Genomic DNA, 25,799 nt, shown 5'->3' on the forward strand with positions numbered 1-25,799 from the left:
ATGCCTGAAGAACGAAATCTGGAAGGTAAGACCCTGCTATTGGTTGACGGTTCGAGCTATCTGTATCGGGCTTACCATGCGATGCCTGATTTGCGTGGCCCTGGCGGGGAGCCGACCGGAGCGCTCTACGGAATCATCAACATGCTGCGCCGTATGCGCAAGGAAGTCAGTGCAGAGTATAGCGCTTGCGTGTTCGATGCAAAGGGCAAGACGTTCCGTGACGACCTTTATGCCGACTATAAGGCAAACCGTCCGTCGATGCCGCCCGACCTCGCATTGCAGGTCGAACCGATCCACGGCGCCGTGCGTGCGCTCGGCTGGCCGCTGCTGATGGTCGAAGGCGTCGAGGCCGACGACGTGATCGGCACGCTTGCGCGCGAAGCCGAGCGGCACGGGATGAACGTGATCGTGTCGACCGGCGACAAGGATCTCGCGCAGCTCGTCACCGATCACGTCACGCTCGTCAACACGATGACCAACGAGACGCTCGACCGCGACGGGGTGATCGCGAAGTTCGGCGTGCCGCCGGAGCGCATCATCGACTACCTCGCATTGATCGGCGACACCGTCGACAACGTGCCGGGCGTCGAGAAGTGCGGGCCGAAGACGGCCGTGAAATGGCTGGCGCAGTACGACAGCCTCGACGGCGTGATCGAGCATGCGGGCGACATCAAGGGCGTGGTCGGCGACAACCTGCGCCGCGCGCTCGACTTCCTGCCGCTCGGCCGCAAGCTCGTGACCGTCGAGACGGCCTGCGATCTCGCACCGCATCTCGAATCGATCGAAGCGTCGTTGAAGACCGACGGCGAAGCGCGCGACCTGCTGCGCGACATCTTCGCGCGCTACGGCTTCAAGACCTGGCTGCGCGAAGTCGACAGCGCGCCGGCGGAAGGCGGCGGCGCCGACGCGCCGGAAGGCGAGCCGGCGCCGGTGGTGGCGGCCGACATCGTGCGCGAATACGACACGATCCAGACCTGGGCGCAATTCGACGCGTGGTTCGCGAAGATCGACGCGGCCGAGCTCACCGCATTCGACACCGAGACGACCGCGCTCGACCCGATGCTCGCGCGGCTCGTGGGCCTGTCGTTCTCGGTCGAGCCGGGCAAGGCGGCGTATCTGCCGGTTGCGCATCGCGGCCCCGACATGCCCGAACAGCTTCCGCTCGACGAAGTGCTCGCGCGCCTGAAGCCGTGGCTCGAATCGGCTGATCGCAAGAAGGTCGGCCAGCACCTGAAGTACGACGCGCAGGTGCTCGCGAACTACGACATCGCGCTGAACGGCATCGAGCACGACACGCTGCTCGAATCGTACGTGGTCGAATCGCATCGCACGCACGACATGGACAGCCTTGCGCTGCGTCATCTCGGTGTCAAGACGATCAAGTACGAAGACGTGGCCGGCAAGGGCGCGAAGCAGATCGGCTTCGACGAAGTCGCGCTCACGCAGGCCGCCGAATACGCGGCCGAAGATGCGGACATCACGCTGCAACTGCATCACGCGCTGTATCCGCAGGTTGCGCGCGAACCGGGCCTCTTGCACGTGTACCGCGAGATCGAGATGCCCGTGTCGCTCGTGCTGCGCAAGATGGAGCGCACGGGCGTGCTGATCGATGATGCGCTGCTGCAGGCGCAGAGCACCGAAATCGCGACGCGCCTGATCGAGCTCGAAGGGCAGGCGTACGAACTGGCCGGCGGCGAATTCAATCTCGGCTCGCCGAAGCAGATCGGGCAGATCTTCTTCGACAAGCTGCAGTTGCCCGTCGTGAAAAAGACGCCGAGCGGCGCACCGTCGACCGACGAGGAAGTGCTGCAGAAGCTGGCCGAGGACTACCCGCTGCCGAAGCTGCTGCTCGAGCATCGCGGGCTGTCGAAGCTGAAGTCGACCTATACCGACAAGCTGCCGCGCATGGTGAACCCGTCAACGGGCCGCGTGCACACGAACTACGCGCAGGCCGTCGCGGTCACGGGCCGCCTGGCATCGAACGATCCGAATCTTCAGAACATTCCGGTGCGCACGGCCGAGGGGCGGCGGATCCGCGAGGCGTTCATCGCGTCGCCGGGCCACCGCATCGTGTCGGCCGATTATTCGCAGATCGAACTGCGGATCATGGCGCACATCTCGGGTGACGCGTCGCTGCTGCGCGCGTTCTCGCAGGGCGAGGACATCCACCGCGCGACGGCCGCCGAGGTGTTCGGCGTGACGCCGCTGGAGGTCAATTCCGACCAGCGCCGGATTGCGAAGATGATCAACTTCGGGCTCATCTACGGGATGAGCGCGTTCGGGCTCGCGTCGAACCTCGGCATCACGCGCGATGCGGCGAAGCTCTACATCGACCGCTATTTCGCCCGCTACCCGGGTGTCGCGCAGTACATGGAAGACACGCGCTCGGTTGCGAAGGAGAAGGGCTACGTCGAAACCGTTTTCGGCCGCCGCCTGTGGCTGCCCGAGATCAACGGCGGCAACGGCCCGCGCCGCCAGGCGGCGGAGCGCGCGGCCATCAATGCGCCGATGCAGGGCACGGCGGCCGACCTGATCAAGCTGTCGATGATCGCGGTGGACGACTGGCTCACGCGCGACAAGCTCGCGTCGCGGATGATCATGCAGGTGCACGATGAACTGGTGCTCGAGGTGCCCGACGGCGAGCTGTCGCTGGTGCGCGAGAAACTGCCCGAAATGATGTGCGGCGTGGCGAAGCTGAAGGTGCCGCTGGTGGCCGAAGTGGGCGCCGGCGCGAACTGGGAAGAGGCACACTGACGCACCGTTGCGCGGTTCCCGATTCCTGCGGCATATTGTTGCAGGGATGCTGAATATCGAGATGGTTTGCTTGTGGTCAACGCGCAAGCTCCCGGACAATGCATGTCATTGACACGGGGGCATGCGCGCCCCGCGTTCCGGGTTGGGCGCATCGAAGTGCTTCGAACTGCACATCGATGATGTCCGAACCGGTTAATCCACCGGGTCGCGCGAATGCATCGCGTTCGCATCGTCCGGCGGCAGCAGTTTCGAATCGCAAAGGGGGAACAGATGCATCGGATCATCATCGTAGGTGGAGGCGCGGGCGGCCTGGAACTGGCGACGCGGCTCGGCGACCGTTACGGCGCGCGCGGCAATCGTTCTGCGCGTGCGCTTGTCACGCTCGTCGACCGCAATCCGACCCACATCTGGAAACCGCTGCTGCACGAGGTCGCGGCCGGCAGCATGGACCCGTTCACGCAGGAGCTCGAATATGCGGCGCAGGCGCGCTGGCATGGCTTCGAGTTCCAGCAGGGCGGGCTGACTGGGCTCGACCGCGCGGCGAAGCGCATCACGCTGTCGCCCGTCAACGACAGCGACGGCGAGGAGTTGTTGCCGGCGCGCGAGCTGGAATATGACACGCTCGTGATCGCGATCGGCAGCACGACTCACTTCTTTGGCGTGCAGGGCGCGGCGGAAAACGCGATCGCGCTCGATACCGTGGGCGAGGCCGAGCGTTTCCGCAAGCGGCTGATCGCCGCGTGCATGCGCGCCGAGCATCAGGCGCCGGCGCCGACCGCGCCGGGTGAGGCGGCCGAGCCGCGCATCCAGGTCGCGATCGTCGGTGGCGGCGCGACCGGCGTCGAGCTGTCCGCCGAGCTGCGCAACACCGCGCAGGTGTTGTCGGCCTACGGGCTGCACAAGCTCGACCCGCGGCACGACGTCGGCATCGTGCTGATCGAATCGGGGCCGCGGATCCTCCCGGCGTTGCCGGAGCGCGTGTCGTCGGCGACGGCCGAACTGCTCGAAAAGATCGGCGTGCGGCTGATGCTCGCCGAGCGCGTGACCGAGGTGGCGCCCGGGGCCGTCCATACGGCGAGCGGCAAGACAATACGTGCCGACCTGACGGTCTGGGCCGCGGGCATCAAGGCGCCGGCCGTGCTCGCCAATCTCGATGGCCTCCAGGTCAACAAGCTCGGCCAGCTCGACGTGCGCCGCACGCTGCAGACCTTCACCGACGACAACGTGTTCGCGCTCGGCGATTGTGCGGCATGCGCATGGCCCGGCAACGAGCGCAACGTGCCGCCGCGCGCGCAGGCTGCGCACCAGCAGGCGAGCTTCCTGCTGAAGGCAATCGGCTGCCGGCTCGATGGGCGTCCGCTGCCCGAATTCACCTATCGCGACCTGGGCTCGCTCGTGTCGCTCGGCCATTTCAGCGCGGTCGGTAACCTGATGGGCGGGCTGATCGGCGGCAACATGCTGATCGAGGGGCTGTTCGCGCGCTTCATGTACATGTCGCTGTACCGGATGCATATCGCCGCGCTGCACGGCTATCCGCGCATGATGCTCGACACGGTCGCGCACTGGCTGCGGCGCACGACGCTGCCGCGCGTCAAGCTGCACTGAGCGCGCGTTCGCGCGAGAGGCGGGCGGGGCGCGCGCAGGTCGTGCGTCGTTCTCCGCCCGTTGTTCCTTGCGGGCAGCCGGGCTGTCGTGCCGGCGTGTGACGGGCAACATCGACCGCGTGTTTTTCGTTTCAATCGGCAAGCATCCGATCGCGCAACGGCGATCGGCATGCGGCCTGTTGCATCGCGATTCGACGGGGCGCCCGCGGTGTTTGGCGCGACGCTCGACGTGGCGAATCAACACGCCGTAATCGAGTCTTACATATCCGACAGTTGACGCGACAACGGATTATTGGGCATCTTGTCCGGGTTTCCGTTCGCGGCGGGGTGCCAACCGCCGCGACATCCGCGCCGTGCGCCGGCGCGATGCCCCGTCATGCCGTGTCCGTGATCGTGACGGCGGCCCCCAATCGAGGAGTGCATTCATGTTGAAACCCGAAGTCGACAGCCTGGTTCCCCACGTTCCGTTCTCGCGCCGCAAGTTCATGCAGGCCGCGCTGGGCGGTGCCTTCGCGGCGGCCGTGCTGCCCGTGTCGGCGCAGACGGTCACGACCGACAGCGAAGGGCTGGACGTCGACACCGTCGAGATCCGCTCGGGCGACGCGAGCGTGCCCGCGTATCGCGCGCAGCCGAAGGACAAGACGAACCTGCCGGTCGTCATCGTGATCCACGAGATCTTCGGCGTGCACGCGCACATCGCCGATGTCTGCCGCCGCTTCGCGAAGCTCGGCTATCTCGCGATCGCGCCGGACCTGTTCGCGCGGCAGGGCAATGCGGAGAAGTATCCGACGATCAAGGATCTGGTCGAGCACATCGTCAGCAAGGTGCCGGACCGGCAGGTGACCGAGGATCTCGATGCGACCGTCGCGTGGGCCGGCAAGAACGGCGGCGACCTGTCGCGTCTCGGCGTGGTCGGGTTCTGTTGGGGCGGCCGCCAGAGCTGGCTGTATGCGGAGCACAACCCGCACGTGCGTGCGGCCGTTGCATGGTACGGGTTCGTCGAAGGCAAGACCGACGAGATGACGCCGTTCAACCCGGTCGATCATGCATCGTTGCTGAAGGTTCCCGTGCTCGGGCTGTATGGCGAGAAGGATGCGAACATCACGCAGGCGTCGCTCGCCGACATGCGCAAGGCAATCCAGACGAGCGATTCGAAGCTCGCGCGCGAATCGGAGATCGTCGTGTACCCGGATGCCGGTCACGCGTTCTTTGCCGATTACCGGCCGAGCTATGTGAAGGCCGACGCGGAGGAGAGCTGGAAGCGCGCGATCGCGTGGCTCCGCAAGTACGGCGTGATGTAAACGGCAAGCGGCGGCATGGGCCGCCGCTTCGTTGTGACTGCGCCGCGCCGGCGCTTACGGCGTCGGGCCGGTTGCGATCGGCCGCGACGGGTCCGCGCTCCACTCGCTCCACGAGCCCGGATACAGCGATGCGCCGTGCAGGCCCGCAACTTCCAGCGCCAGTGCGTTGTGGCATGCGGTGACACCGGAGCCGCATTGCAGGATCACGCGATTCGGTTCGGTGCCCGCCAGCACGGCGGAAAACGCCTCGCGCAGTTCATGGCCGGTCTTGAAGCGGCCGTCGGCGGTCAGGTTGTCCTTGAAGAAGCGGTTGCGCGCGCCGGGGATGTGGCCGCCCACACGATCGATCGTTTCGTTTTCGCCGCGGTAGCGATCGGGTGCGCGCGCATCGATCACGACACGCGTGGGTGCGTTCACGTTGGCGAGCACGGCCGCCGCGTCGACTGTCGATTCGAGCGGCGCGGCCGCGCGGAAATCGCCGGCGGCCGGGTGCGGTACGTCGGCCGTCAGCGGCTGGCCGGCTGCTTCCCAGGCCTGCAGGCCGCCGTCGAGCACGGCAACCGAATCATGCCCGAGCCAGCGCAGCAGCCACCACAGGCGCGCCGCATAGGCGCCGCCTTGTGCGTCGTACGCGACGACCTGCTGGCCTTGCTTGAGGCCGCGGCTCGCGAGCAGCGTGGCGAGTGCGTCGCGGGTCGGCAGCGGATGGCGGCCGTTGGTGCCCGTCTTGCGGCCCGACAGGTCGCGGTCGAGATGGAGATACTGGGCGCCGGGGATATGGCCGGCCGCGTAGGCGGCCTCACCGGCGGCGGGATCGACGAGATCGAAGCGGCAGTCGAACAGCGCGACGCTGCCGGGCGCCGCCGCCAGGCGCTCGGCGAGATTGGCGGCGGAGATGAGCGTGGTGTAGTGAGTGTGTGGCATGACGGCTCCCTGGAGTGCGAATGGCCTGACATTCCAAGTCTAAACAAAAAAAGACGAGCCGAAGCCCGTCTTTTCGTCTGCCGGATACCGTGCGGCGTCAAAGCGCCGCACCAGTTATCAGATGTCGCCGAGGTGGCGGCGCAGGAACTCGTGGAAGTGCTGCATGCCATCTTCCATCGGGCTCTGGTACGGACCGACCTGCGACTCGCCGCGTGCCATCAGTGCACGGCGGCCTGCGTCCATCCGCATCGCGATCTCGTCGTCCTCGACGGCCGTTTCCATGTAGGCGGCGCGTTCGGCCTCGACGAACTCGCGTTCGAACAGCGCGATTTCCTCGGGGTAATAGAACTCGACGATGTTGGTCGTCTTTTGCGGGCCTTGCGGAATCAGCCACGACACGACGAGCACGTGCGGATACCACTCGATCATCAGGCCCGGGTAGTAGACCATCCAGATCGCGCCGAACTCCGGCGGCACGCCGTTGCGGAACTTCAGCACCTGCTCGTGCCATTTCTGGTAAGTCGCGCTGCCTGGTTTCGCGAGCGCGTTGTGCACGCCGACCGTCTGCACGCTGTACCAGTCGCCGAACTCCCACTTGAGGTCGTCGCACGACACGAAGCTGCCGAGGCCCGGGTGGAACGGGACGACGTGGTAATCCTCGAGGTAGACCTCGATGAACGTCTTCCAGTTGTAATCGCACTCGTGCACTTCGACGTGATCGAAGAGGTACTCGGAGAAGTCGAAGTGATGCTTCGTGCCGAGATTGGCGAGGTCGCGCGCGACATTCCGGCCCTCGGCCTCGAACAGCAGCCCCTGCCAGTTCTGCAGCGGGCTCTTGCCGAGGTTCAGGCACGGCTTGTCGGGGAAGTGCGGTGCGCCGAGCAACTCGCCTTCCAGATCGTAGGTCCAGCGGTGCAGCGGGCACACGATGTTCTGCGTGTGGCCGCGCCCATTGAGCATGATCGCCTGCCGGTGGCGGCACACGTTCGACAGCAGTTCGATCTGGTTCGCCTGGTTGCGAACCAGCACGCGGCCTTCCTGCTCGGACGGCAGCGCAAAATAATCCCCCGCCTCGGGCACCATCAACTCGTGCCCGACGTAACGAGGTCCTTTCTTGAAGAGGGTTTCGATCTCGCGCTCGAGTAGCGCCTCATCGAAGTATGCAGTGACTGGAAGCTGGCTGTGAGCCGACTTCAACTGAAGCGCATCGCTCAGATTGGACATTCCCACTCCCGGTGTTAGCGTGAAAGCAGTGAACAACCCAACCATCGAAAAATCGATTTAGGGAAACGGGGAATTATACCCGGTTCGCCTCGCAAGGCTAGGATTAAGTGCCTGATTTGTGTCAATTTTTTGTCGGGCGACAATCGGAAGGCGCACAATGTGTGTCGAAGGTGGGGCCGGAAGATGTACCCGGGTGCCACGACGGCAGGTCGGAAAATTCTCTTTTGCCGTAGAATGTCCGACTTGTTTTGAAATTTGACACCCTCGTCCATGGCGAAAACCGCATCCCCAGGCGCCACGCCGCCCGGCAATGGTACCGAACCGTTGCCGGACAATTACGAAACGGCGCTCGCGGAACTCGAGACGCTGGTTGCCCGGATGGAAGGCGGCGCGTTGAGCCTCGAGGATTCACTGACGGCGTATCGCCGCGGTGCGACCCTCGTTGCGTTTTGCCAACAGCAGCTCGAGAAAGTGGAGCAGCAGGTTCGCGTGCTCGACGGCGCGACGCTGAAGCCGCTTTCGTCCGGAACGGCCGCCACGGACGGCGAAGACGACGATCTATGACATTCGAACAATGGATGCGGTCCGTGCTTGACCGTGTCGAGGACGCACTCGGCCACTATTTGCCCGCTGAAACCGCGGTGCCGGAGAAACTCCACGAGGCGATGCGCTATGCGGTCCTCGGCGGCGGCAAACGCGTTCGCCCGCTGCTGTGCCATGCAGCAGGCGAACTGACCGGCGCGACCGAAGCGGCCCGCAACGCGGCGGCGGCGGCACTGGAGATGATCCACGTCTACTCGCTCGTGCACGACGACATGCCGTGCATGGACGACGATGCGCTGCGTCGCGGCAAGCCGACCGTGCACGTGCAGTACGACGAGCCGACGGCACTGCTCGTCGGTGACGCGCTGCAATCGCAGGCGTTCGTTGCGCTGACCGATGCCGCCGCGCTGTCGCCGGCGCAGCAGGCCGCGCTCGTGCGCGAGCTGGCGCTCGCAAGCGGCTCGGTCGGCATGGCCGGCGGGCAGGCGATCGACCTGGCGAGCGTCGGCCTCAAGCTGACGCTCGAGCAGCTCGAGACGATGCACCGGAAGAAGACGGGCGCACTGCTGCGCGCGGCCGTGCGGATGGGCGCGCTGGCCGGCGAGACGCCGTCCGCGGAAACGATGGCGGCGCTCGACGTATACGCGGGGGCCGTGGGTCTGGCCTTCCAGGTCGTCGACGACATTCTCGACGTCACGACCGATTCGGCGACGCTCGGCAAGACGGCCGGCAAGGATGCGGCGAATGACAAGCCGACCTATGTATCGATCCTCGGCCTCGACGCGTCGCGCGAGCTCGCAGCACAACTGCGCGCCGAAGCGCACGACGCGCTGAAACCGTTCGGCGCGCGCGCACAGCGTCTGGCCGAACTTGCCGACCTGGTAGTGAACCGGGTCAGCTGACGCGAAAGCCCGCCGCCGCGCACATGCTACGGTGCGTGCATCAGAATGCGGGCGCGTTTGATTTCCTACAATGGAACGACGATGTACGACTTGCTGAAAACCATCGACGACCCGGCGGATTTGCGCCGCCTCGATCGTCGCCAACTTCAACCGCTCGCGGATGAACTGCGCGCGTTCGTGCTCGACAGCGTGTCGAAGACGGGCGGCCATTTGTCGTCCAACCTCGGGACGGTCGAGCTGACGATCGCGTTGCACTACGTGTTCAACACGCCGAACGATCGGATCGTCTGGGACGTGGGCCACCAGACCTACCCGCACAAGATCCTGACGGGGCGCCGCGACCAGATGCATTCGCTGCGCCAGCAGGACGGCATCTCGGGCTTCCCGCGCCGCAGCGAGTCCGAATACGACACGTTCGGCACCGCGCACTCGAGCACGTCGATCTCGGCCGCGCTCGGCATGGCGATCGGCAGCCAGCTGAACGGCGACGACCGCTTCTCGATCGCCGTGATCGGTGACGGCGCGATGACGGCCGGCATGGCGTTCGAGGCGATGAACAACGCGGGCGTGTCGGAAGATGCGAAAGTGCTCGTGATCCTGAACGACAACGACATGTCGATCTCGCCGCCGGTCGGCGCGCTGAATCGCCATCTCGCACGCCTGATGTCGGGCCGCTTCTATGCGGCTGCGCGCGCAGGCGTCGAGCGCGTGCTGAGCGTTGCGCCGCCGGTGCTCGAACTTGCCCGCAAGCTCGAAGAGCACGCGAAGGGCATGGTTGTGCCGGCTACCCTGTTCGAGGAGTTCGGCTTCAACTACATCGGCCCGATCGACGGTCACGATCTCGATTCGCTGATCCCGACGCTGCAGAACATCCGCGAACTGCGCGGCCCGCAGTTCCTGCACGTGGTGACGAAGAAAGGCCAGGGCTACAAGCTCGCCGAAGCCGATCCCGTGCTCTACCACGGCCCCGGCAAGTTCAACCCGGCCGAAGGCATCAAGCCGTCGACCACGCCCGCGAAGAAGACGTACACGCAGGTGTTCGGCGAGTGGCTGTGCGACGAAGCCGAGCGCGATACGCGCGTCGTCGGCATCACGCCCGCGATGCGCGAAGGCTCGGGCATGGTCGAGTTCGAGAAGCGCTTCAAGGATCGCTACTACGACGTCGGCATCGCCGAGCAGCACGCGGTGACGTTCGCGGGCGGCATGGCAACCGAAGGCCTCAAGCCGGTCGTCGCGATCTACTCGACGTTCCTGCAGCGTGCATACGACCAGCTGATCCACGACGTCGCGCTGCAGAACCTGCCGGTCGTGTTCGCGATCGACCGCGCGGGCCTCGTCGGCGCGGACGGTGCGACGCACGCGGGCGCGTACGATCTCGCGTTCATGCGCTGCATCCCGAACATGACGATCATGGCTGCGTCCGACGAGAACGAATGCCGCCAGATGCTGCACACGGCACTGCAGCAGCCGAACCCGACCGCAGTGCGCTATCCGCGCGGCGCGGGCACCGGCGTGCCGACGGTGAAGGAATTCACCGAGATCCCGCTCGGCAAGGGTGAAGTGCGTCGCCAGACGTCGCAGCCGGAAGGCAAGCGCGTCGCGATCCTCGCGTTCGGCACGATGGTCGCGCCGTCGCTCGCCGCGGCCGAGGAGCTCGACGCAACCGTCGCGAACATGCGCTTCGTGAAGCCGATCGATGCGGCGCTCGTGCGCGAACTCGCCGAGACGCATGACTACCTCGTCACGGTCGAGGAAGGCTGCGTGATGGGTGGCGCGGGCTCGGCCTGCGTGGAAGCCCTGATGGAGAGTGGGGTTATCCGACCCGTACTACAATTGGGCCTCCCTGACCTGTTCATCGATCACGGCGACCCCGCGAAGCTGCTGTCGCAATGCGGTCTCGACGGCGCGGGTATCGCGAAATCGATTCGCGAACGCTTTCTGAATCCGGCGGCCGACGTCGCCGGTCAGGCGAAGCGCGTCGCATAAGCTGGCGCCGCCCGCGGGCGGTGTCGGTGCGACTGGCGCAACCGGTCTTCATTGATGCGGAAAACATGGGCCTGCGGGCCCATGTTGCTTTTCCGGCTGCCGCGTGACGCGGCGTGCGCGTCGTCGAACGCGCGGCTTACAAGGATTGAACAAGTTGACGTCCTCCCCCGCCTAAAGGCGAGCGATTCCCACGACTGGCGATGCACGTCCGCATCGGAGAATGTTCAGAGCCGCATTGACATCGCGATCATGCACGACACCACATTCACTGCAGGTCCACTCTCTTATTCGCAGTCCTGCGATACCTTTCGGCCGCGTCTTGCTGTCTTTCGACCCGCACGACGAACAGGACTGGGTAGAACCGCTTTCGTCGACTTCCTCGAACGTGACTCCGTGCGCGATCGCTTTGTAGCGGAGCCTGTTTCGGAAAGACGACCAGGATGCGTCGTAGACGCTCTTCGCCATCCTGGTTCTGGCGAGCTTCGCGGCCGACACGTTGCCGACCGCGATGTAATCGAAACGCCGCACCAGATCGAGCGCGAGCTTGTGTTGGAAATCGGCACGGGCGTTCGCCACCTTGGCGTGCAGCTTCGCGATATGCCGCTTGTGCTTTCGCGCCCGTTGCGCTTTCGCCAGCTTTTCCGCCGCGCGTCGACCGAACTGGTCATTGGGCAGCTTCTCGCCGGTCGAAAGTGTGGCGAAATCTTTCAGGCCGAGATCGATACTCACACCGGAACCGATCGGGCGCGCCCGGACATCGGGCATTTCAATCACGATGTTCAGGAACCAGTTGCCGCGCGCATCCTGCGCAAAGTTGGTTCCGTCCTTGACCTTGCCGTCGGGAAGCGGGCGGCTGCTGAATACGCGGAAAGTGTTGCCGGCGAAACGGAACGCGTCGCCCTCGCGTTTCAGATCACGCCCCTTCAGTGGTACCCAGCCGAGCGATTTCCTGCCGCGATAGCGCAGGTAGGGCCGACGGCGCTGGCTACGCGACTTCGCGTATTGCTCGCACGTCGCGTTGATCGTGCCGGAGTGTATACCGAGTTCCTTGCTGCTACCGGTGGTCAGCACGTTCAGATCAAATCCCGACGGCCACCTCTTGCGCCACTTGAGCGCATGCTTTTGCGTGTCGTTGCAGAAGTTCCAGACGTAGTTCACCGCGCGGCTCTGCTTGTTAAGCAGTCCGTTGAGCGATTTCACCCGGTAGCGATAGACAAGAATCATGCCGGTCATTCTAACGATGGAACGTCGTCTGTCGACGGCGCTCTTTTCCTTCCCGCCATCAGTGGCGGGGTTTCTCGGAGTAACAGATGAACCAGATGAATCCCGCCTTCGTGATGCCCGACGTGCAGAGCACGGTGGATACCCGCCAGATTCCGATTCAGCGTGTGGGCGTGAAGGCGGTCCGGCATCCGTTGACGGTGTGCACCGAAAGCGGCGACGTGCAGCCGACCGTCGGTGTCTGGAACCTCGATGTCCGCCTGCCGGCCGACCAGAAGGGCACGCACATGTCGCGCTTCGTCGCGCTGCTCGAAGAGAACCGTGCACCGCTGACGGTCGAGCGTTTTCGCGCGATGCTCGCATCGATGCTCGAGAAGCTGGAAGCCGAAGCCGGTCGCATCGAAGTCACGTTCCCGTACTTCGTGAACAAGACGGCGCCGGTGTCGGGCGTGCAGAGCCTGCTCGACTATGAAGTGACGCTCGCGGGCGAAAGCCGCAACGGCGATACGCGCCTGTTCCTGAAGGTGCTCGTGCCCGTGACGAGCCTGTGCCCGTGCTCGAAGAAGATCTCGCAGTACGGCGCGCACAACCAGCGTTCGCACGTGACGATTGACGCCGAGCTCGCGGCCGACCTGCCGGTCGAGGCGCTGATCCGCATCGCCGAGGAAGAGGCATCGTGCGAGCTGTGGGGCCTGCTGAAGCGTCCGGACGAGAAGTTCGTCACCGAGCGCGCTTACGAGAACCCGAAGTTCGTCGAGGATCTCGTGCGTGACGTCGCGCAGCGTCTCGATGCGGACGAGCGTGTGGTGGCATACGTGCTCGAAGCCGAGAACTTCGAGTCGATCCACAATCACAGCGCGTATGCGCTGATCGAACGCGACAAGCGACTGGCTGCATAACGCCGCGGCGTTTTGTCGCGTCGATGAAGAAAGGCCGCTCAAAATTGAGCGGCCTTCCTGTTTGCCGGTGCGACGTTGCGTCGCGTGCGCGGCGCGGCTCAGCGCGCGAGCGACGCGAGATCCCAGCGCGGCTTCACCGTGAATGCGTAGTCGGCATTCGCCTGCTCGGGCCAGCGGCCGAGCCGCAACGCGCCTGCCAGCGCGATCATCGCGCCGTTGTCGGTGCAAAGCGCGAGATCGGGGTAGTGCACGTCGAAGCCGCGCTTGGCTGCCGCGGCCGACAGCGCGGCGCGAAGCTGGCGGTTCGCGCCGACCCCGCCCGCGACCACGAGGCGCTTGAGCTTCGTCTTCTTCAGCGCGGCGAGCGACTTGGCGACGAGCACGTCGACGGCCGCGTCGACGAAGCCGCGCGCGAGGTCGGCCTTCGCGCGTTCGAGTGCTTCACCTTCGAGCTTCGCCGCTTCGAACTTCTTCATCTGCGTGAGTACGGCCGTCTTCAGGCCGCTGAAGCTGAAGTCGAGGTCGCCAGAGTGCAGCATCGGGCGCGGCAGCACGACCGCACCCGGCGTGCCGGTTTCCGCGAGCTTCGACACTTCCGGGCCGCCGGGGTAGCCAAGGCCGATCAGCTTGGCCGTCTTGTCGAATGCTTCGCCGGCCGCGTCGTCGAGCGTTTCGCCGAGCGTCTCGTACACGCCGACGTCGGTCACGCGCATCAGCTGCGTGTGGCCGCCGGACACCAGCAGCGCGACGAACGGGAACGGCGGCGGCTGGTCGACGAGCAGCGGCGACAGCAGGTGGCCTTCGAGGTGGTGGATGCCGACGGTCGGCTTGTTCCAGGCGAGCGCGAGCGCATTCGCGATGCTCGCGCCGACCAGCAGCGCGCCGGCGAGGCCGGGGCCCTGCGTGAACGCGATCGCGTCGATGTCGTCGCGGCGCGTGCCGCTTTGCGCCATCACTTCCTCGAGCAGCGGCAGCGCGCGGCGGATGTGGTCGCGCGATGCGAGCTCGGGCACGACGCCGCCGTATTCGCGGTGCATGGCGATCTGCGAGTGGAGCGCGTGCGCGAGCAGGCCGCGCTGCGTGTCGTAGAGCGCGAGGCCGGTTTCGTCACAGGAGCTTTCGATGCCGAGAACGAGCATGGGTACGGGCAGGGCACGCCGTATCGGGCGCGCCGCAGGAAGGTCAACGTAACCGGAAAGTATAGCAGGCGAGGGCCTGCCCCCGCTGGCAGCGGCCCGGGCCGGATGCCGGGCAGGTACAATCCGCGCCATGGAAACTTATGACATCGCCGTGATCGGCGCGGGCGCCGCCGGAATGATGAGCGCCGCGGTGGCCGGGCAACTCGGCCGCCGCGTCGTGCTGATCGATCACGCGCCGCGGCTCGCCGAGAAGATCCGCATCTCGGGCGGCGGCCGCTGCAACTTCACGAACCTGTACGCCGGCCCCGACAACTATCTGTCGTCGAATCCGCATTTCGCGCGCTCGGCGCTGGCGCGCTATACGCCGCGCGACTTCCTCGGGCTGCTCAAGCGCCATCACGTGACCTGGCACGAAAAGCACAAGGGCCAGCTCTTTTGCGACCACGGCAGCGACGCGATCATCGACGTGCTGAAGCACGAGTGCGACGCGGGCGGTATCGCGTGGCGCCGGCCCGTCGTCGTCGACGCGGTGCGCCACGCGCCGTCCGACGGCTTCACGCTCGACACGCAGCAGGCGGGGACGATCGGTGCGCGCGCACTGATCATCGCGACCGGCGGCCTGTCGATCCCGAAGATCGGCGCGACCGACTTCGGTTACCGGATCGCCAAGCAGTTCGGCCACAAGCTCATCGATACGCGGCCCGCGCTCGTGCCGTTGACGTTCGCGCAGCAGGACTGGGAGCCGTTCGCGGCGTTGTCCGGCGTATCGCTCGAGGTGCGCGTATCGACCGGCGACAAGAAGCGCGGCGGCGAATTCGTCGAGGACCTGCTGCTGACCCATCGTGGCCTGTCCGGGCCCGGGATCCTGCAGATCTCGAGTTACTGGCAGCCCGGCGACCCGATTCGCGTCGATCTGTTGCCGCAGCGCGACACGGTGGCCGACCTGCTCGACGCGAAGCGCACGTCGAAGCGCCAGATCGGTTCGCTGCTCGCCGACTGGGTGCCGTCGCGCCTCGCGCATGCGTGGCTCGACACGCATCGCGTCGCGGCCGACGCGCGGCTCGCGGACCTGCCCGACAAGACGCTGCGCCAGATCGGCGACGCGCTGTCCGGCTGGACGCTGACGCCGAACGGCACCGAGGGCTATAAGAAGGCCGAAGTGACGAAGGGTGGGGTCGATACGCGCGACCTGTCGTCGGCGACGATGATGAGCGCGCGCGTACCGGGGCTGTTCTTCGTCGGCGAGGCGGTGGACGTGACGGGCTGGCTCGGCGGCTACAACTTCCAGTGGGCGTGGGCGTCCGGCACGGCGGCCGGACAGGCCGCGGCGGAGTATGCGCGCGGCGCCTGACGGGGCTGGGGCGACGCCGTTTTGGCGGGGCCGGGCCCCGTGCCTTTAGACAATCGCTCTGCTATACTCGGTAGTCTTTCCCTGCAAACCTTTATTCGTGTCGGATCATGACGATCATTCGCGTTAAAGAGAACGAGCCGTTCGAAGTTGCAATGCGTCGCTTCAAGCGTACGATCGAGAAGAATGGTCTGTTGACCGAGCTTCGTGCGCGCGAGTTTTACGAGAAGCCGACCGCGGAGCGCAAGCGCAAGAAGGCTGCTGCAGTGAAGCGTCATTACAAGCGCATCCGCAGCCAGACACTGCCGAAGAAGCTGTACTGAACGATTGGGCGCCGCGCGGTTCGCTGAGCGGCGCACCGGCGACTCCGTGCGATCAGGTGATCGCGAAAGATCGAGCATGATCGTGCGACCGATCGGGCGAGCCGCCGATGCCGGATTCGAGCAACCCGCTTGAGACTTTGTCCCAAGCGGGTTTTTGTGTTGACGCCCTTGGCGGGCGTCGGATTCACGTTTCCTTCCCGGGTGAAAGATGAGTTTGAAAGAGCAGATCAGCGAAGACATGAAGGCCGCGATGCGCGCGAAGGACAGCGAGCGCTTGGCAACGATTCGCCTGCTGATGGCCGCGATCAAGCAGCGCGAAGTCGACGATCAGATCACCCTCGTCGATGCGGGCATCACGGCCGTGATCGACAAGATGATCAAGCAGCGCAAGGATTCGATCAGCCAGTTCCAGGCAGCCAGCCGTGACGACCTCGTCGCGAAGGAGCAGGCCGAACTGGTCGTGCTGAGCGGCTACATGCCCGAGCAGCTGTCGGAGGCCGAGGTGGCCGCCGAAGTGCAGGCAGCGGTCGCGCAGACGGGCGCCGCCGGCCCGCAGGACATGGGCAAGGTGATGGGCGTGCTGAAGGGCAAGCTCGCCGGCCGCGCCGACATGACGGCCATTTCCGCGCTGGTCAAGGCCGCGCTCACGAAGTAACACCTGTTTCCCCGGCGTGCGCGGTGCGTGCGCCGGGGTGTCGTATTGTCTTTTTTCGCTCGATCCCACGGTGATTCCGCATTCGTTCCTGCAGGACTTGCTGAACCGCGTCGATATCGTCGACGTGGTGGGCAAGTACGTGCAGCTCAAGAAGGGCGGCGCCAATTTCATGGGGCTGTGCCCGTTCCACAACGAGAAGAGCCCGTCGTTTACCGTTAGTCCAACCAAGCAGTTCTATCACTGCTTCGGTTGCGGGGCGCACGGCACCGCGATCGGCTTCCTGATGGAACACGCGGGGCTCACGTTCCCGGAGGCCGTGCAGGATCTCGCGCAGTCCGTCGGGCTGACCGTGCCGCACGAGCCGTCGATGCGTGGCGGCGGTGGGGGCGGCGGCGGTGGTGGTGACTATCCGGCGCCGGTGTCGAAATCGGTCGCGACTGCGTTGTCCGATGCGATGACCGCCGCGTGTGACTACTACCGCAAGCAGTTGCGCGGCGCGACCGTCGCGATCCAGTACCTGAAGAACCGGGGCCTGACCGGCGAGATTGCCGCGCGCTTCGGGCTCGGTTATGCGCCGGACGGCTGGCAGAACCTCGAGGCCGCGTTCCCGGATTATCGCGACGAGTCGCTCGTCGAGTCGGGGCTCGTGATCGTCAGCGAGAAGACCGATGCGCAGGGCGTTGCGCGCCGCTACGACCGGTTCCGCGAGCGGATCATGTTCCCGATCCGCAATGTGAAGGGCCAGGTGATCGGCTTCGGCGGGCGCGTGCTCGGCAGCGGCGAGCCGAAGTATCTGAACTCGCCTGAAACCCCGCTGTTCAACAAGGGCAGTGAGCTGTACGGCCTGTTCGAGGCGCGGCTCGCGATTCGCGAGCGCAAGTACGTGCTGGTCGTCGAAGGCTACATGGACGTCGTCGCGCTCGCCCAGCTCGGGTTCCCGAACGCGGTCGCGACGCTCGGCACCGCGTGCACGCCGATTCACGTGCAGAAGCTGCTGCGCCAGACCGATACGGTCATTTTCAGCTTCGACGGCGATTCGGCCGGGCGGCGCGCGGCCCGGCGAGCGCTCGAGGCCTGCCTGCCGCATGCGGGGGACAACCGCACGATCCGGTTCCTTTTTCTGCCGGCCGAGCACGATCCGGACAGCTATGTGCGCGAGTTCGGCGAGGCGGCGTTCTCCGAGCAGGTCGAGCGCGCGATGCCGCTGTCGCAATTTTTGCTGAACGAAGCAATTGCCGGCAAGGCGCTCGATCAGCCGGAAGGCCGCGCGAAGGCGCTGTTCGATGCGAAGCCGTTGTTGCAGGCGCTGCCCGCGAACGCGTTGCGCGCGCAGATCATGCACATGTTCGCCGACCGCCTCGATATCCCGTTCGAAGAGGTCGCGGCGCTGTCCGACGTCGATACGCGGATCGCGGCACCGCCGCGCCAGGCGCCCCCGCGCAGCGAGCGGCGCCGCGTGACGGACAGTGAAAAGCGTGCATTGCGCACGCTGGTGATGCATCCGCGCATCGCGTCGCAGCTCGACGATGAGCAGCTGGCGACCCTGCGCGCATTGCCGCGCATCGGCGAGCTGTTCGCGGAAGTCGTCGATCATGCGCGCGCGCTGGGCGAAGGCGCGGAGTTCCGGCTGCTGTCGGATGTCCTGCGGACGTCCTCGAATGGAGCGACTTACGAGGAAATCTTCCGCGAAATTCTGGACTATGATGAAAACGTCCGCGACTTGCTGTTACAGAATCCGGAAGACGAGACGGTGCCCGAGCGGCAGCGTGAACAGGAACGGATCGCGGGGGAGGAACTGCAGGCGGCGGTGCTCAAGATGCGTTACGACGCTTGTTGCGACCGGCTTGACAGGCTGGCGCGGCAATCTACCTTCACACCCGAGGAATTGGCCGAATTGACGGAATTGAACCAGCAGCGGACCGACATGAAGCGTCGGCTCGGGCTGTAGGCGGCTGGAGAGCTTAGAGAGGGCTCCCCAGCGTGCTATAATATAAGGTTTCCAGCGGTTTGTTTTCTAAGCAGAGGCGAGAATCGCGATGGCAAAGACGACAGGCGGAAAGAAAGCAACAGGCAAGGGCTCGACGGAGCCGACCAAAAAGGTCACAGCGGCCAAGTCTGCTTCTTCCACCAGGACAACGTCTTCAGCCACGTCAGCCCCGGCAGGAAAGAAAACCGCGGCCGGCACTGCTCAGGCTGCGCCGGCGCCGGCAGCCAGAACACGGGCTGCCGCCAGACCCGACTCCGGGCCGGCCAAGCCGGCGGCGAAGCGGGCAAGTGCGAAAAGCGCAAGGGACACGACTGCCGCCGCGGACGAAACGGCAGTACGTACTACTCATGCACCCACGGTTCAACCGGCTGTCGTCCAGCAGCCGCGAGTCGATATAGCCGGTACGGCGAACTCCATGACCAAAAAGCTGAACGAAGTATCCGTCGAAGACGACGCAAATCAGAGCGACGAGCAGCCCGCAGCAGCGGCGGCTGCCCCGGGCAAATCCAAGGTGCGCGATCGTCGCGCCAAGGAAAAGGCGCTACTGAAGGAAGCGTTCGCGACGAGCACGCCGGGTACGGCCGAGGAGCTCGAAGAGCGCCGCGTGAAACTGCGCGCGCTGATCAAGCTCGGCAAGGAGCGCGGCTTCCTGACGTACGCCGAAATCAACGACCACCTGCCGGACAACTTCACCGAGACCGAAGCCCTCGAAGGCATCATCGGCACGTTCAACGACATGGGCGTGGCGGTCTACGAGCAGGCGCCGGACGCGGAAACGCTGCTCCTGAACGACAACGCGCCCGCCGCGTCGTCGGACGATGAAGTCGAAGAGGAAGCGGAAGTCGCGCTGTCCACCGTCGATTCGGAATTCGGCCGCACGACCGATCCGGTCCGGATGTACATGCGTGAAATGGGCACGGTCGAGCTGCTCACGCGCGAAGGCGAAATCGAGATCGCGAAGCGGATCGAGGACGGCCTGCGTCACATGGTGATGGCCATCTCCGCGTGCCCGACGACGATTGCCGACATCCTCGCGATGGCCGAACGCGTCGCGAACGAAGAGATCCGCGTCGACGAGCTCGTCGACGGCCTGCTCGATCCGAATGCTTCGGACTCCGCCGATACCGACGGCTTCTCCGCGAAGGAAGCGGAAGCCATCGAGAACGAGGACGAGGAAGCCGAAGAGGAAGAGGAAGAAGAGGAAGAGGAGGAAGATGACGGTGCCGCGCAGGCATCGGCCAACGCCGCCCAGCTCGAAGCCCTCAAGCGTGCGTCGCTCGAGAAGTTCTCGCAGATCAGCGAGTGGTTCGACAAGATGCGCCGCGCATTCGAAAAGGAAGGCTACAAGTCGAAGGCCTACCTGAAGGCGCAGGAAACGATCCAGACCGAACTGATGACGATCCGCTTCACCGCGCGTACCGTCGAACGCCTGTGCGACACGCTGCGTGCGCAGGTGGACGAAGTGCGTCAGGTCGAACGTCAGATCCTGCACATCGTCGTCGACAAGTGCGGCATGCCGCGCTCGGAATTCATCGCGCGCTTCCCGGGCAGCGAGACCGATCTCGACTGGGCCGAGAAGATCATGGCCGAAGGCCATTCGTACAGCGCGGTGCTGTCGCGTAACATCCCGGCGATCCGCGAACAGCAGCAGCGCCTGCTCGACCTGCAGGCGCGCGTCGTGCTGCCGCTGAAGGACCTGAAGGAAACCAACCGCCAGATGGCGGCCGGCGAACTGAAGGCGCGCCAGGCGAAGCGCGAAATGACCGAGGCGAACCTGCGTCTCGTGATCTCGATCGCGAAGAAGTACACGAACCGCGGCCTGCAGTTCCTCGACCTGATCCAGGAAGGCAACATCGGCCTGATGAAGGCGGTGGACAAGTTCGAATACCGTCGTGGCTACAAGTTCTCGACCTATGCGACGTGGTGGATCCGTCAGGCCATCACGCGCTCGATCGCGGACCAGGCGCGCACGATCCGTATTCCGGTTCACATGATCGAGACGATCAACAAGATGAACCGCATCTCGCGGCAGATCCTGCAGGAAACCGGTCTCGAGCCGGATCCGGCAACGCTCGCCGAGAAGATGGAGATGCCGGAAGACAAGATCCGCAAGATCATGAAGATCGCGAAGGAGCCGATCTCGATGGAAACGCCGATCGGTGACGACGACGATTCCCATCTCGGCGACTTCATCGAGGACACCAACACGGTCGCGCCGGCGGATGCCGCGCTGCATGCGAGCATGCGCGACGTCGTGAAGGACGTGCTCGATTCGCTGACGCCGCGCGAGGCGAAGGTGCTGCGGATGCGCTTCGGTATCGAGATGAGCACCGATCACACGCTCGAGGAAGTCGGCAAGCAGTTCGACGTCACGCGTGAGCGGATCCGTCAGATCGAGGCCAAGGCGCTGCGCAAGCTGCGTCATCCGAGCCGTTCCGACAAGCTGAAGTCGTTCCTCGAAGGGAACTGATTTCCAGCGTCTCTCCTGCGAACGCCGCCGGCATCCGCGTGATGCCGGTGGCGTTTCTCTCCTTTGTTGTTACAATGCCGGCCCGGCTTCGTCGTCGGGGCAGCGTGTGACACGCTTCGCTTCTCATCAGGGCTTGTAGCTCAGCGGTTAGAGCAGTCGACTCATAATCGATTGGTCGCGGGTTCGAACCCCGCCGGGCCCACCAGATTTCATGCGCGCGTTCGCGTGGCATGCCGAAAACCCGCGATGGCTTCATGCGTCGCGGGTTTTTCTTTGCGTGGGCGCGTGACCCATGTCGTGATCAGGAAAGTACCGAGAGGGTGCCGCGTCGCCGTCAATCGAAGTATGCTGTAGCGCGGCCGTTTCACACGCGATACCGATTGCGGCCCAAGGCAAGCCAAACAGCCCCGCGATCCATCCGGCGGCGAGAACAAACAGACTTCGGCCGGGAGTGGGACGGCAATCATGACCATGCTGCGTTCGTGGGGTGCGCTTCTTTCGTTGCTGGCGCTCGTTGCATGCGCGAGCCTGCCGCCGCAGGCAGATCGCGCGCCGACGCACGCGTACACCGATACGGACAACACGCGGCTGGGCGTCGCGTTCCAGCAGCAGGCCAGTACGCATCCGGGGCAGGACGCGTTTCATCTGCTGACCGATCCGATCGACGCGCTGGATGCGCGCGTGTTGCTCGCCGATCGCGCGGACCGCTCGATCGATCTTCAGTACTACATCTGGCATGACGACTTGACCGGGCACGAACTGGCCGATGCGATCATTCGCGCGGCCGATCGCGGCGTGCGCGTGCGTGCGCTGCTCGACGATCTCGGCACGAACGCGGACGATCGCAAGCTGCTCGAGATCAGTTCGCATCCGAACATCGAGATCCGGCTGTTCAATCCGGTCGCCACGCGCCGGTTCAAGAAGATCGGCACGGTGTTCGAGTTCTCGCGCGTCAACCGGCGCATGCACAACAAGGCGATGATCGCGGACAACCAGGCGGCGATCGTCGGCGGCCGCAATATCGGCGACGAGTATTTCGGCGCATCGTCGATGGTGGAGTTCGGCGATCTCGACGTCGTCGTCCATGGCCCGGTCGTGAAGAACATCTCGACCGAATTCGACACGTTCTGGAATTCCCCGTACGCGTATCCGATCAGTGCGCTGGTCGGGCACGATGCGGCGCCGGGCGGGCTGGACCGCGAGCGCGAACGGTTGCGCGACTACCTGAGGACCATGGAGGACAATCCGTACGTGCTCGAGGCGAGGCAACGGCTCGACCGGATCGTTCACGGGGAAGGCACGGAACTGTCGTGGGGTCACGCGACGGTGCTGTATGACGATCCGTCGAAGATCGCGCACGCGCCGAAGGACAGCGACGGGCACCTGATGCCGCAATTGCGGGCGCTCGCGTTACAGCCCGAGCATGACTTGCTGATCGTGTCGCCGTATTTCGTGCCGGGCAAGGAGGTCGTCGCGCGGCTGCGCGCGCTCACGGCGCGCGGCGTACGTGTGACGGTGCTGACCAATTCGCTCGCGTCGACTGACGTGGCGGCCGTGCACGCAGGCTACCGGCGATACCGCAGCGACCTCGTGGCGGCCGGCGTGCGGCTTTACGAACGGCGGCCGTCGGGCGACAAGAGCATTTCGAAGAAGGTGATCATCGGCTCGTCGCGTGCATCGCTGCATGCGAAGACCTACGTGTTCGACCGCAAGAGCATTTTCATCGGATCGATGAATCTCGATCCGCGCTCGCTGAACCTCAATACGGAGATCGGCGTCTACTGCGAGAGTCCGGCGATTGCGTCGCAAGTGGCAGACAATCTGGACGGACGGCTCGATCGAATTGCGTGGCGTGTCGAGCTGAGAACCGATCCGGCGGGCAACGGGCAGCTCAAGTGGATTCAGACCGATTCGGACGGGAAGGTCACGGAACTCGATCGCGAGCCGGAAGTTTCGGTCCCGCGGCGGATGGAAGTCTGGTTTCTCGGGCTGTTTCCGCTCGAGTCGCAACTGTGAGCGACGATGCCGCGCACGACATTCAGCAACCCGTGCGGCCGTGCTGCTCGATGACGGCCGCGAGCTGCCTCGTCGCGGTCTCGATCGTCGTGTCGCTCAGCCCCGAGTACCCGAGCACGAAGCCGTTGTACGGCCGGCCGTCGCCGACCCGATAGCTGCTCAGCGACTGAAGCAGCAGGCCATGCGCGGCTGCCGCGCGGGCGACATCGGTATCGTGCAGCGGCATCGCGAGATCGGCCGACAGATGCATGCCGCCCGGGCTTTCGCGAACGCTCAGCACGGTGCCGAGGTGGCGGGCGAGTGCGGCTTCGAGGCTGCTCCGACGCTCGGCGTAGAGCGTCCTCATCCTGCGCAGGTGTCGTGCAAAGAGGCCGGTGTCGATGAATTCGGCCATCGCCAGTTGATCGGCCGAGTGGCCGCGATGGACGAGTTCGCGTAGCGTGCGGGTGAAGCGGTCGACCAGCGTCGGCGGAACCACCATGAAGCCGAGCCGGAGGGCGGGAAACATGGTCTTGCTGAAGGTGCCGAGATAGCAGACCGGTGCGTCGGCATCGAGGCCCTGGATCGCGGGCAGTGGCTGGCCGCCGTGGCGGAACTCGCTGTCGTAATCGTCCTCGATGATCCACGCGCCGCACGCACGTGCGTGCTCGACGAGCGCTGCGCGCCGACTGGGGCTCATCAGCGCGCCGAGCGGGTACTGGTGCGACGGTGTCGTATAGATCAGCCGGGGCGGCCGGGTGCGCCATTGTTCGTCGGTTGGCGCCATTCCTTCGTGGTCGACCTCGATCGGCACGAGATCCAGCCCGGTCGACCGGAATGCGGTTCGGGCGCCGTTGTAGCAGGGATTCTCTAGCCAGCCGTATTCACCGGGATTCGCCAGCATGCGCGCGCACAGTTCGAGGCTGCTTTGCGTGCCGTCGGTGATGAATACCTGGCCTGTTTCGCAGCGCACGCCGCGCGAGACCCGGATGTAGGCGGCCACGGCACGCCGCAATTCGGGCAGCCCTTCGACCGGGCCGTAGGCGAGCTGCGCGGGCTGGATGACTCTCCACGCGCGCTCGATGCAACGGCGCCATTGGGCGACGGGGAATTCATCGAGCGAAGGGAGGCCGGGAACGAACGGCAGCATGCGTTCGGGTTCGGGATCGGCGTTCTCCAGCCCATGTACGCGCTCGGACAATCGAACCGGGGCCGGGCCGCGTTCGGGCCCTGCGCCAGAACAGCCGCACCCGTCCCATAGCGTGATCGTCCCGTTGCGCGTGGCCGCCACGAAGCCTTCCTCGGCAAGGCGCTCGTACGCATAGACCGCCGAGTTGCGCGCGATGCCCAGCTCGGCCGCGAGCACGCGCGTCGATACGAGCCGCGTGCCGGGCGGGATGTGCCCGTCCAGCAGCATGTTGCGCAGGCTCCGGTAGAGGGCTTCCTGCTGGCTGTGGCGTGTCGTGCCGTCCTGTCTGGAAAGCGATGAGACGAGCAGCGCGAGATCCATGGGCTGGTTCTAGAATTTTTGGGTGAGCTGGTTCTTTTGAAGATGCGACGCGCGTCGTATCGTTCACGTTCCCGTGGCGCCGGCCGGTGCGCGGGCATGTCCAGCGATCGTCACGGATAGCCGCGCGCGTATTTTGATTGATTTGGCCAGAGACTGTCGATGGGCTGATCGACCGGTCATTCGCGCGTGCAAAGCTGTATCGTTCAATTCTATTAACTTCGTAGTGCAAATATATTTCGAGTGAGTGCCTGCGCCTGGCCGAAACGCGGGCCGCTCGCTGCGCGCCAGGGCGTGCAAATAGGAAAACGAAACATGAAAGACCAGACCGTCATCTCCCCCACGTCCCGCACCACCATTCGCCGCCTGCCGGAACTGGCAAGCCACGATCGCGAGACGCTTCATCGCATCGTGGACGAGGCCTACGTGTGCCACATCGCATTCGGTTCGGGCGAGGACACGCACTGCATCCCGACCGCGCACTGGAGACGGGGCGATCACCTCTATATTCACGGGTCGAACGGCAGCCGGATGATCAAGATGCTGGCGGCGGGCACACAGGCCTCCATCGCGGTGACGTTGCTGGACGGTCTCGTGTTGGCCAGATCGGCTTTCAACCATTCGATGAATTATCGATCCGCGGTGATCTACGGGCGGTTCGAGATGGTGGAGGGCCGTGCGGACAAGCTGGCGGCGCTGGATGCATTGATGGACAAGATCGCGCCCGGTCGCAAGCATGACGCGCGGCCCGGCAACGACAAGGAAATCAACGCGACCAGCGTGCTGCGGATTGCGCTTGCGGAAGCAGCCGTGAAGGTCAGCGACTCAATGCCGTCCGACAAGGACGAAGATCTCGCGCTTGCTGTCTGGACGGGGATCCTGCCGCTGAAGATGACGCGCGGTGCGCCGGTCCATGCCGAGGGCAGCGTACCGGTGCCGGATTATGTCCGGAACTGGGAGGCGTAAGTTGCACGGCAGGGCCGTGCGGTTTCGCTGAGAATGGTGGCGCGCGGAAGG

The 25,799-nt window shown here is 65.1% G+C and carries 19 protein-coding genes and 1 tRNA gene; 15 read left to right on the top strand and 5 right to left on the bottom strand.

Features of this window, described 5'->3' with window-relative positions; translation table 11 throughout:
• From polA to QZM35_RS02885, 3 genes are all read left to right on the top strand, one after another.
• Complete coding sequence (gene polA / locus QZM35_RS02875) at nucleotides 1-2,754, top strand: DNA polymerase I (RefSeq protein WP_301775354.1); 2,754 nt, start codon at nucleotides 1-3, stop codon at nucleotides 2,752-2,754.
• 270 nt (nucleotides 2,755-3,024) lie between these two features.
• The gene (locus QZM35_RS02880) at nucleotides 3,025-4,359 is read left to right on the top strand and encodes an NAD(P)/FAD-dependent oxidoreductase (RefSeq protein WP_089474427.1); all 1,335 of its coding nucleotides are present in this window, start codon (nucleotides 3,025-3,027) and stop codon (nucleotides 4,357-4,359) included.
• A gap of 424 nt (nucleotides 4,360-4,783) precedes the next feature.
• Nucleotides 4,784-5,659 carry a dienelactone hydrolase family protein gene (locus QZM35_RS02885; protein WP_069251089.1) on the top strand — a complete coding sequence of 292 codons (876 nt, stop codon included), beginning with the start codon at nucleotides 4,784-4,786 and terminating at the stop codon, nucleotides 5,657-5,659.
• 54 nt (nucleotides 5,660-5,713) lie between these two features.
• Here QZM35_RS02885 and QZM35_RS02890 read toward each other — a convergent pair whose 3' ends face one another.
• Complete coding sequence (locus tag QZM35_RS02890) at nucleotides 5,714-6,583, bottom strand: sulfurtransferase (RefSeq protein WP_069251090.1); 870 nt, start codon at nucleotides 6,581-6,583, stop codon at nucleotides 5,714-5,716.
• Nucleotides 6,584-6,700: 117 nt separating this feature from the next.
• A complete protein-coding gene (locus QZM35_RS02895; RefSeq protein ID WP_301775355.1) occupies nucleotides 6,701-7,807 on the bottom strand; it encodes an aromatic ring-hydroxylating dioxygenase subunit alpha in 1,107 nt (368 codons plus the stop codon).
• Between the two features lie 270 nt (nucleotides 7,808-8,077).
• On the opposite strand from QZM35_RS02895, the gene QZM35_RS02900 reads away from it, so the two are divergent.
• The 3 genes from QZM35_RS02900 to dxs all read left to right on the top strand — a co-directional run bounded on the left by QZM35_RS02900 (nucleotide 8,078) and on the right by dxs (nucleotide 11,238).
• On the top strand, nucleotides 8,078-8,371 hold the full coding sequence (locus QZM35_RS02900; RefSeq protein ID WP_027791079.1) for an exodeoxyribonuclease VII small subunit: 294 nt from the start codon (nucleotides 8,078-8,080) through the stop codon (nucleotides 8,369-8,371).
• Complete coding sequence (locus tag QZM35_RS02905) at nucleotides 8,368-9,252, top strand: polyprenyl synthetase family protein (protein WP_301775356.1); 885 nt, start codon at nucleotides 8,368-8,370, stop codon at nucleotides 9,250-9,252. The genes QZM35_RS02900 and QZM35_RS02905 overlap by 4 nt, the downstream gene beginning before the upstream one ends.
• 81 nt (nucleotides 9,253-9,333) lie before the next feature.
• Complete coding sequence (dxs, locus tag QZM35_RS02910) at nucleotides 9,334-11,238, top strand: 1-deoxy-D-xylulose-5-phosphate synthase (RefSeq protein WP_089474432.1); 1,905 nt, start codon at nucleotides 9,334-9,336, stop codon at nucleotides 11,236-11,238.
• A gap of 171 nt (nucleotides 11,239-11,409) precedes the next feature.
• Here dxs and QZM35_RS02915 read toward each other — a convergent pair whose 3' ends face one another.
• Nucleotides 11,410-12,462 carry a transposase gene (locus QZM35_RS02915; RefSeq protein WP_301775357.1) on the bottom strand — a complete coding sequence of 351 codons (1,053 nt, stop codon included), beginning with the start codon at nucleotides 12,460-12,462 and terminating at the stop codon, nucleotides 11,410-11,412.
• An 86-nt stretch (nucleotides 12,463-12,548) separates the two neighbouring features.
• Between QZM35_RS02915 and folE2 the strand changes: the two genes are divergently transcribed.
• Nucleotides 12,549-13,358, top strand: a complete 810-nt coding sequence (folE2, locus tag QZM35_RS02920; protein ID WP_089428001.1) for a GTP cyclohydrolase FolE2 — start codon at nucleotides 12,549-12,551, stop codon at nucleotides 13,356-13,358.
• A gap of 98 nt (nucleotides 13,359-13,456) precedes the next feature.
• Here the strand turns inward: folE2 and tsaD are convergent, their stop codons facing one another.
• The gene (tsaD, locus tag QZM35_RS02925) at nucleotides 13,457-14,497 is read right to left on the bottom strand and encodes a tRNA (adenosine(37)-N6)-threonylcarbamoyltransferase complex transferase subunit TsaD (protein WP_011355802.1); all 1,041 of its coding nucleotides are present in this window, start codon (nucleotides 14,495-14,497) and stop codon (nucleotides 13,457-13,459) included.
• A 130-nt stretch (nucleotides 14,498-14,627) separates the two neighbouring features.
• Here tsaD and QZM35_RS02930 point away from each other — a divergent pair, with 130 nt between their 5' ends.
• The 7 genes from QZM35_RS02930 (at nucleotide 14,628) to QZM35_RS02960 (ending at nucleotide 23,296) form a co-directional block, all read left to right on the top strand.
• Complete coding sequence (locus QZM35_RS02930) at nucleotides 14,628-15,848, top strand: NAD(P)/FAD-dependent oxidoreductase (RefSeq protein WP_089428000.1); 1,221 nt, start codon at nucleotides 14,628-14,630, stop codon at nucleotides 15,846-15,848.
• Between the two features lie 107 nt (nucleotides 15,849-15,955).
• The gene (rpsU, locus tag QZM35_RS02935) at nucleotides 15,956-16,168 is read left to right on the top strand and encodes a 30S ribosomal protein S21 (protein WP_006479415.1); all 213 of its coding nucleotides are present in this window, start codon (nucleotides 15,956-15,958) and stop codon (nucleotides 16,166-16,168) included.
• 208 nt (nucleotides 16,169-16,376) lie between these two features.
• On the top strand, nucleotides 16,377-16,823 hold the full coding sequence (locus QZM35_RS02940) for a GatB/YqeY domain-containing protein (protein WP_301775358.1): 447 nt from the start codon (nucleotides 16,377-16,379) through the stop codon (nucleotides 16,821-16,823).
• A gap of 70 nt (nucleotides 16,824-16,893) precedes the next feature.
• On the top strand, nucleotides 16,894-18,771 hold the full coding sequence (gene dnaG, locus QZM35_RS02945; protein ID WP_089433274.1) for a DNA primase: 1,878 nt from the start codon (nucleotides 16,894-16,896) through the stop codon (nucleotides 18,769-18,771).
• A gap of 88 nt (nucleotides 18,772-18,859) precedes the next feature.
• A complete protein-coding gene (gene rpoD, locus QZM35_RS02950) occupies nucleotides 18,860-21,280 on the top strand; it encodes an RNA polymerase sigma factor RpoD (protein WP_089427997.1) in 2,421 nt (806 codons plus the stop codon).
• Nucleotides 21,281-21,409: 129 nt separating this feature from the next.
• A tRNA-Ile gene (locus QZM35_RS02955) sits at nucleotides 21,410-21,485 on the top strand.
• 260 nt (nucleotides 21,486-21,745) lie between these two features.
• Nucleotides 21,746-23,296, top strand: a complete 1,551-nt coding sequence (locus tag QZM35_RS02960; protein ID WP_301775359.1) for a phospholipase D family protein — start codon at nucleotides 21,746-21,748, stop codon at nucleotides 23,294-23,296.
• Between the two features lie 22 nt (nucleotides 23,297-23,318).
• Here the strand turns inward: QZM35_RS02960 and QZM35_RS02965 are convergent, their stop codons facing one another.
• The gene (locus QZM35_RS02965) at nucleotides 23,319-24,785 is read right to left on the bottom strand and encodes a PLP-dependent aminotransferase family protein (RefSeq protein ID WP_301775360.1); all 1,467 of its coding nucleotides are present in this window, start codon (nucleotides 24,783-24,785) and stop codon (nucleotides 23,319-23,321) included.
• A gap of 312 nt (nucleotides 24,786-25,097) precedes the next feature.
• Here QZM35_RS02965 and QZM35_RS02970 point away from each other — a divergent pair, with 312 nt between their 5' ends.
• Complete coding sequence (locus QZM35_RS02970) at nucleotides 25,098-25,748, top strand: pyridoxamine 5'-phosphate oxidase family protein (RefSeq protein WP_301775361.1); 651 nt, start codon at nucleotides 25,098-25,100, stop codon at nucleotides 25,746-25,748.
• The last annotated feature ends 51 nt before the right edge of the window (nucleotides 25,749-25,799 follow it).

Origin of the sequence: Burkholderia sp. AU45274, assembly GCF_030482505.1 — a bacterium.
Lineage (GTDB): Bacteria > Pseudomonadota > Gammaproteobacteria > Burkholderiales > Burkholderiaceae > Burkholderia.

Excerpts from the sequence above, each read along its gene's own strand:
- QZM35_RS02895 (WP_301775355.1), bottom strand. The coding sequence starts at position 7,807 with ATGTCCAATCTGAGCGATGCGCTTCAGTTGAAGTCGGCTCACAGCCAG.
- QZM35_RS02905 (WP_301775356.1), top strand. The coding sequence starts at position 8,368 with ATGACATTCGAACAATGGATGCGGTCCGTGCTTGACCGTGTCGAGGAC.
- QZM35_RS02885 (WP_069251089.1), top strand. The coding sequence starts at position 4,784 with ATGTTGAAACCCGAAGTCGACAGCCTGGTTCCCCACGTTCCGTTCTCG.
- tsaD (WP_011355802.1), bottom strand. The coding sequence starts at position 14,497 with ATGCTCGTTCTCGGCATCGAAAGCTCCTGTGACGAAACCGGCCTCGCG.
- folE2 (WP_089428001.1), top strand. The coding sequence starts at position 12,549 with ATGAACCAGATGAATCCCGCCTTCGTGATGCCCGACGTGCAGAGCACG.
- QZM35_RS02965 (WP_301775360.1), bottom strand. The coding sequence starts at position 24,785 with ATGGATCTCGCGCTGCTCGTCTCATCGCTTTCCAGACAGGACGGCACG.
- dxs (WP_089474432.1), top strand. The coding sequence starts at position 9,334 with ATGTACGACTTGCTGAAAACCATCGACGACCCGGCGGATTTGCGCCGC.
- rpsU (WP_006479415.1), top strand. The coding sequence starts at position 15,956 with ATGACGATCATTCGCGTTAAAGAGAACGAGCCGTTCGAAGTTGCAATG.
- QZM35_RS02970 (WP_301775361.1), top strand. The coding sequence starts at position 25,098 with ATGAAAGACCAGACCGTCATCTCCCCCACGTCCCGCACCACCATTCGC.
- polA (WP_301775354.1), top strand. The coding sequence starts at position 1 with ATGCCTGAAGAACGAAATCTGGAAGGTAAGACCCTGCTATTGGTTGAC.
- QZM35_RS02880 (WP_089474427.1), top strand. The coding sequence starts at position 3,025 with ATGCATCGGATCATCATCGTAGGTGGAGGCGCGGGCGGCCTGGAACTG.
- QZM35_RS02890 (WP_069251090.1), bottom strand. The coding sequence starts at position 6,583 with ATGCCACACACTCACTACACCACGCTCATCTCCGCCGCCAATCTCGCC.
- rpoD (WP_089427997.1), top strand. The coding sequence starts at position 18,860 with ATGGCAAAGACGACAGGCGGAAAGAAAGCAACAGGCAAGGGCTCGACG.
- QZM35_RS02915 (WP_301775357.1), bottom strand. The coding sequence starts at position 12,462 with ATGATTCTTGTCTATCGCTACCGGGTGAAATCGCTCAACGGACTGCTT.
- QZM35_RS02930 (WP_089428000.1), top strand. The coding sequence starts at position 14,628 with ATGGAAACTTATGACATCGCCGTGATCGGCGCGGGCGCCGCCGGAATG.
- QZM35_RS02900 (WP_027791079.1), top strand. The coding sequence starts at position 8,078 with ATGGCGAAAACCGCATCCCCAGGCGCCACGCCGCCCGGCAATGGTACC.
- QZM35_RS02960 (WP_301775359.1), top strand. The coding sequence starts at position 21,746 with ATGACCATGCTGCGTTCGTGGGGTGCGCTTCTTTCGTTGCTGGCGCTC.
- QZM35_RS02940 (WP_301775358.1), top strand. The coding sequence starts at position 16,377 with ATGAGTTTGAAAGAGCAGATCAGCGAAGACATGAAGGCCGCGATGCGC.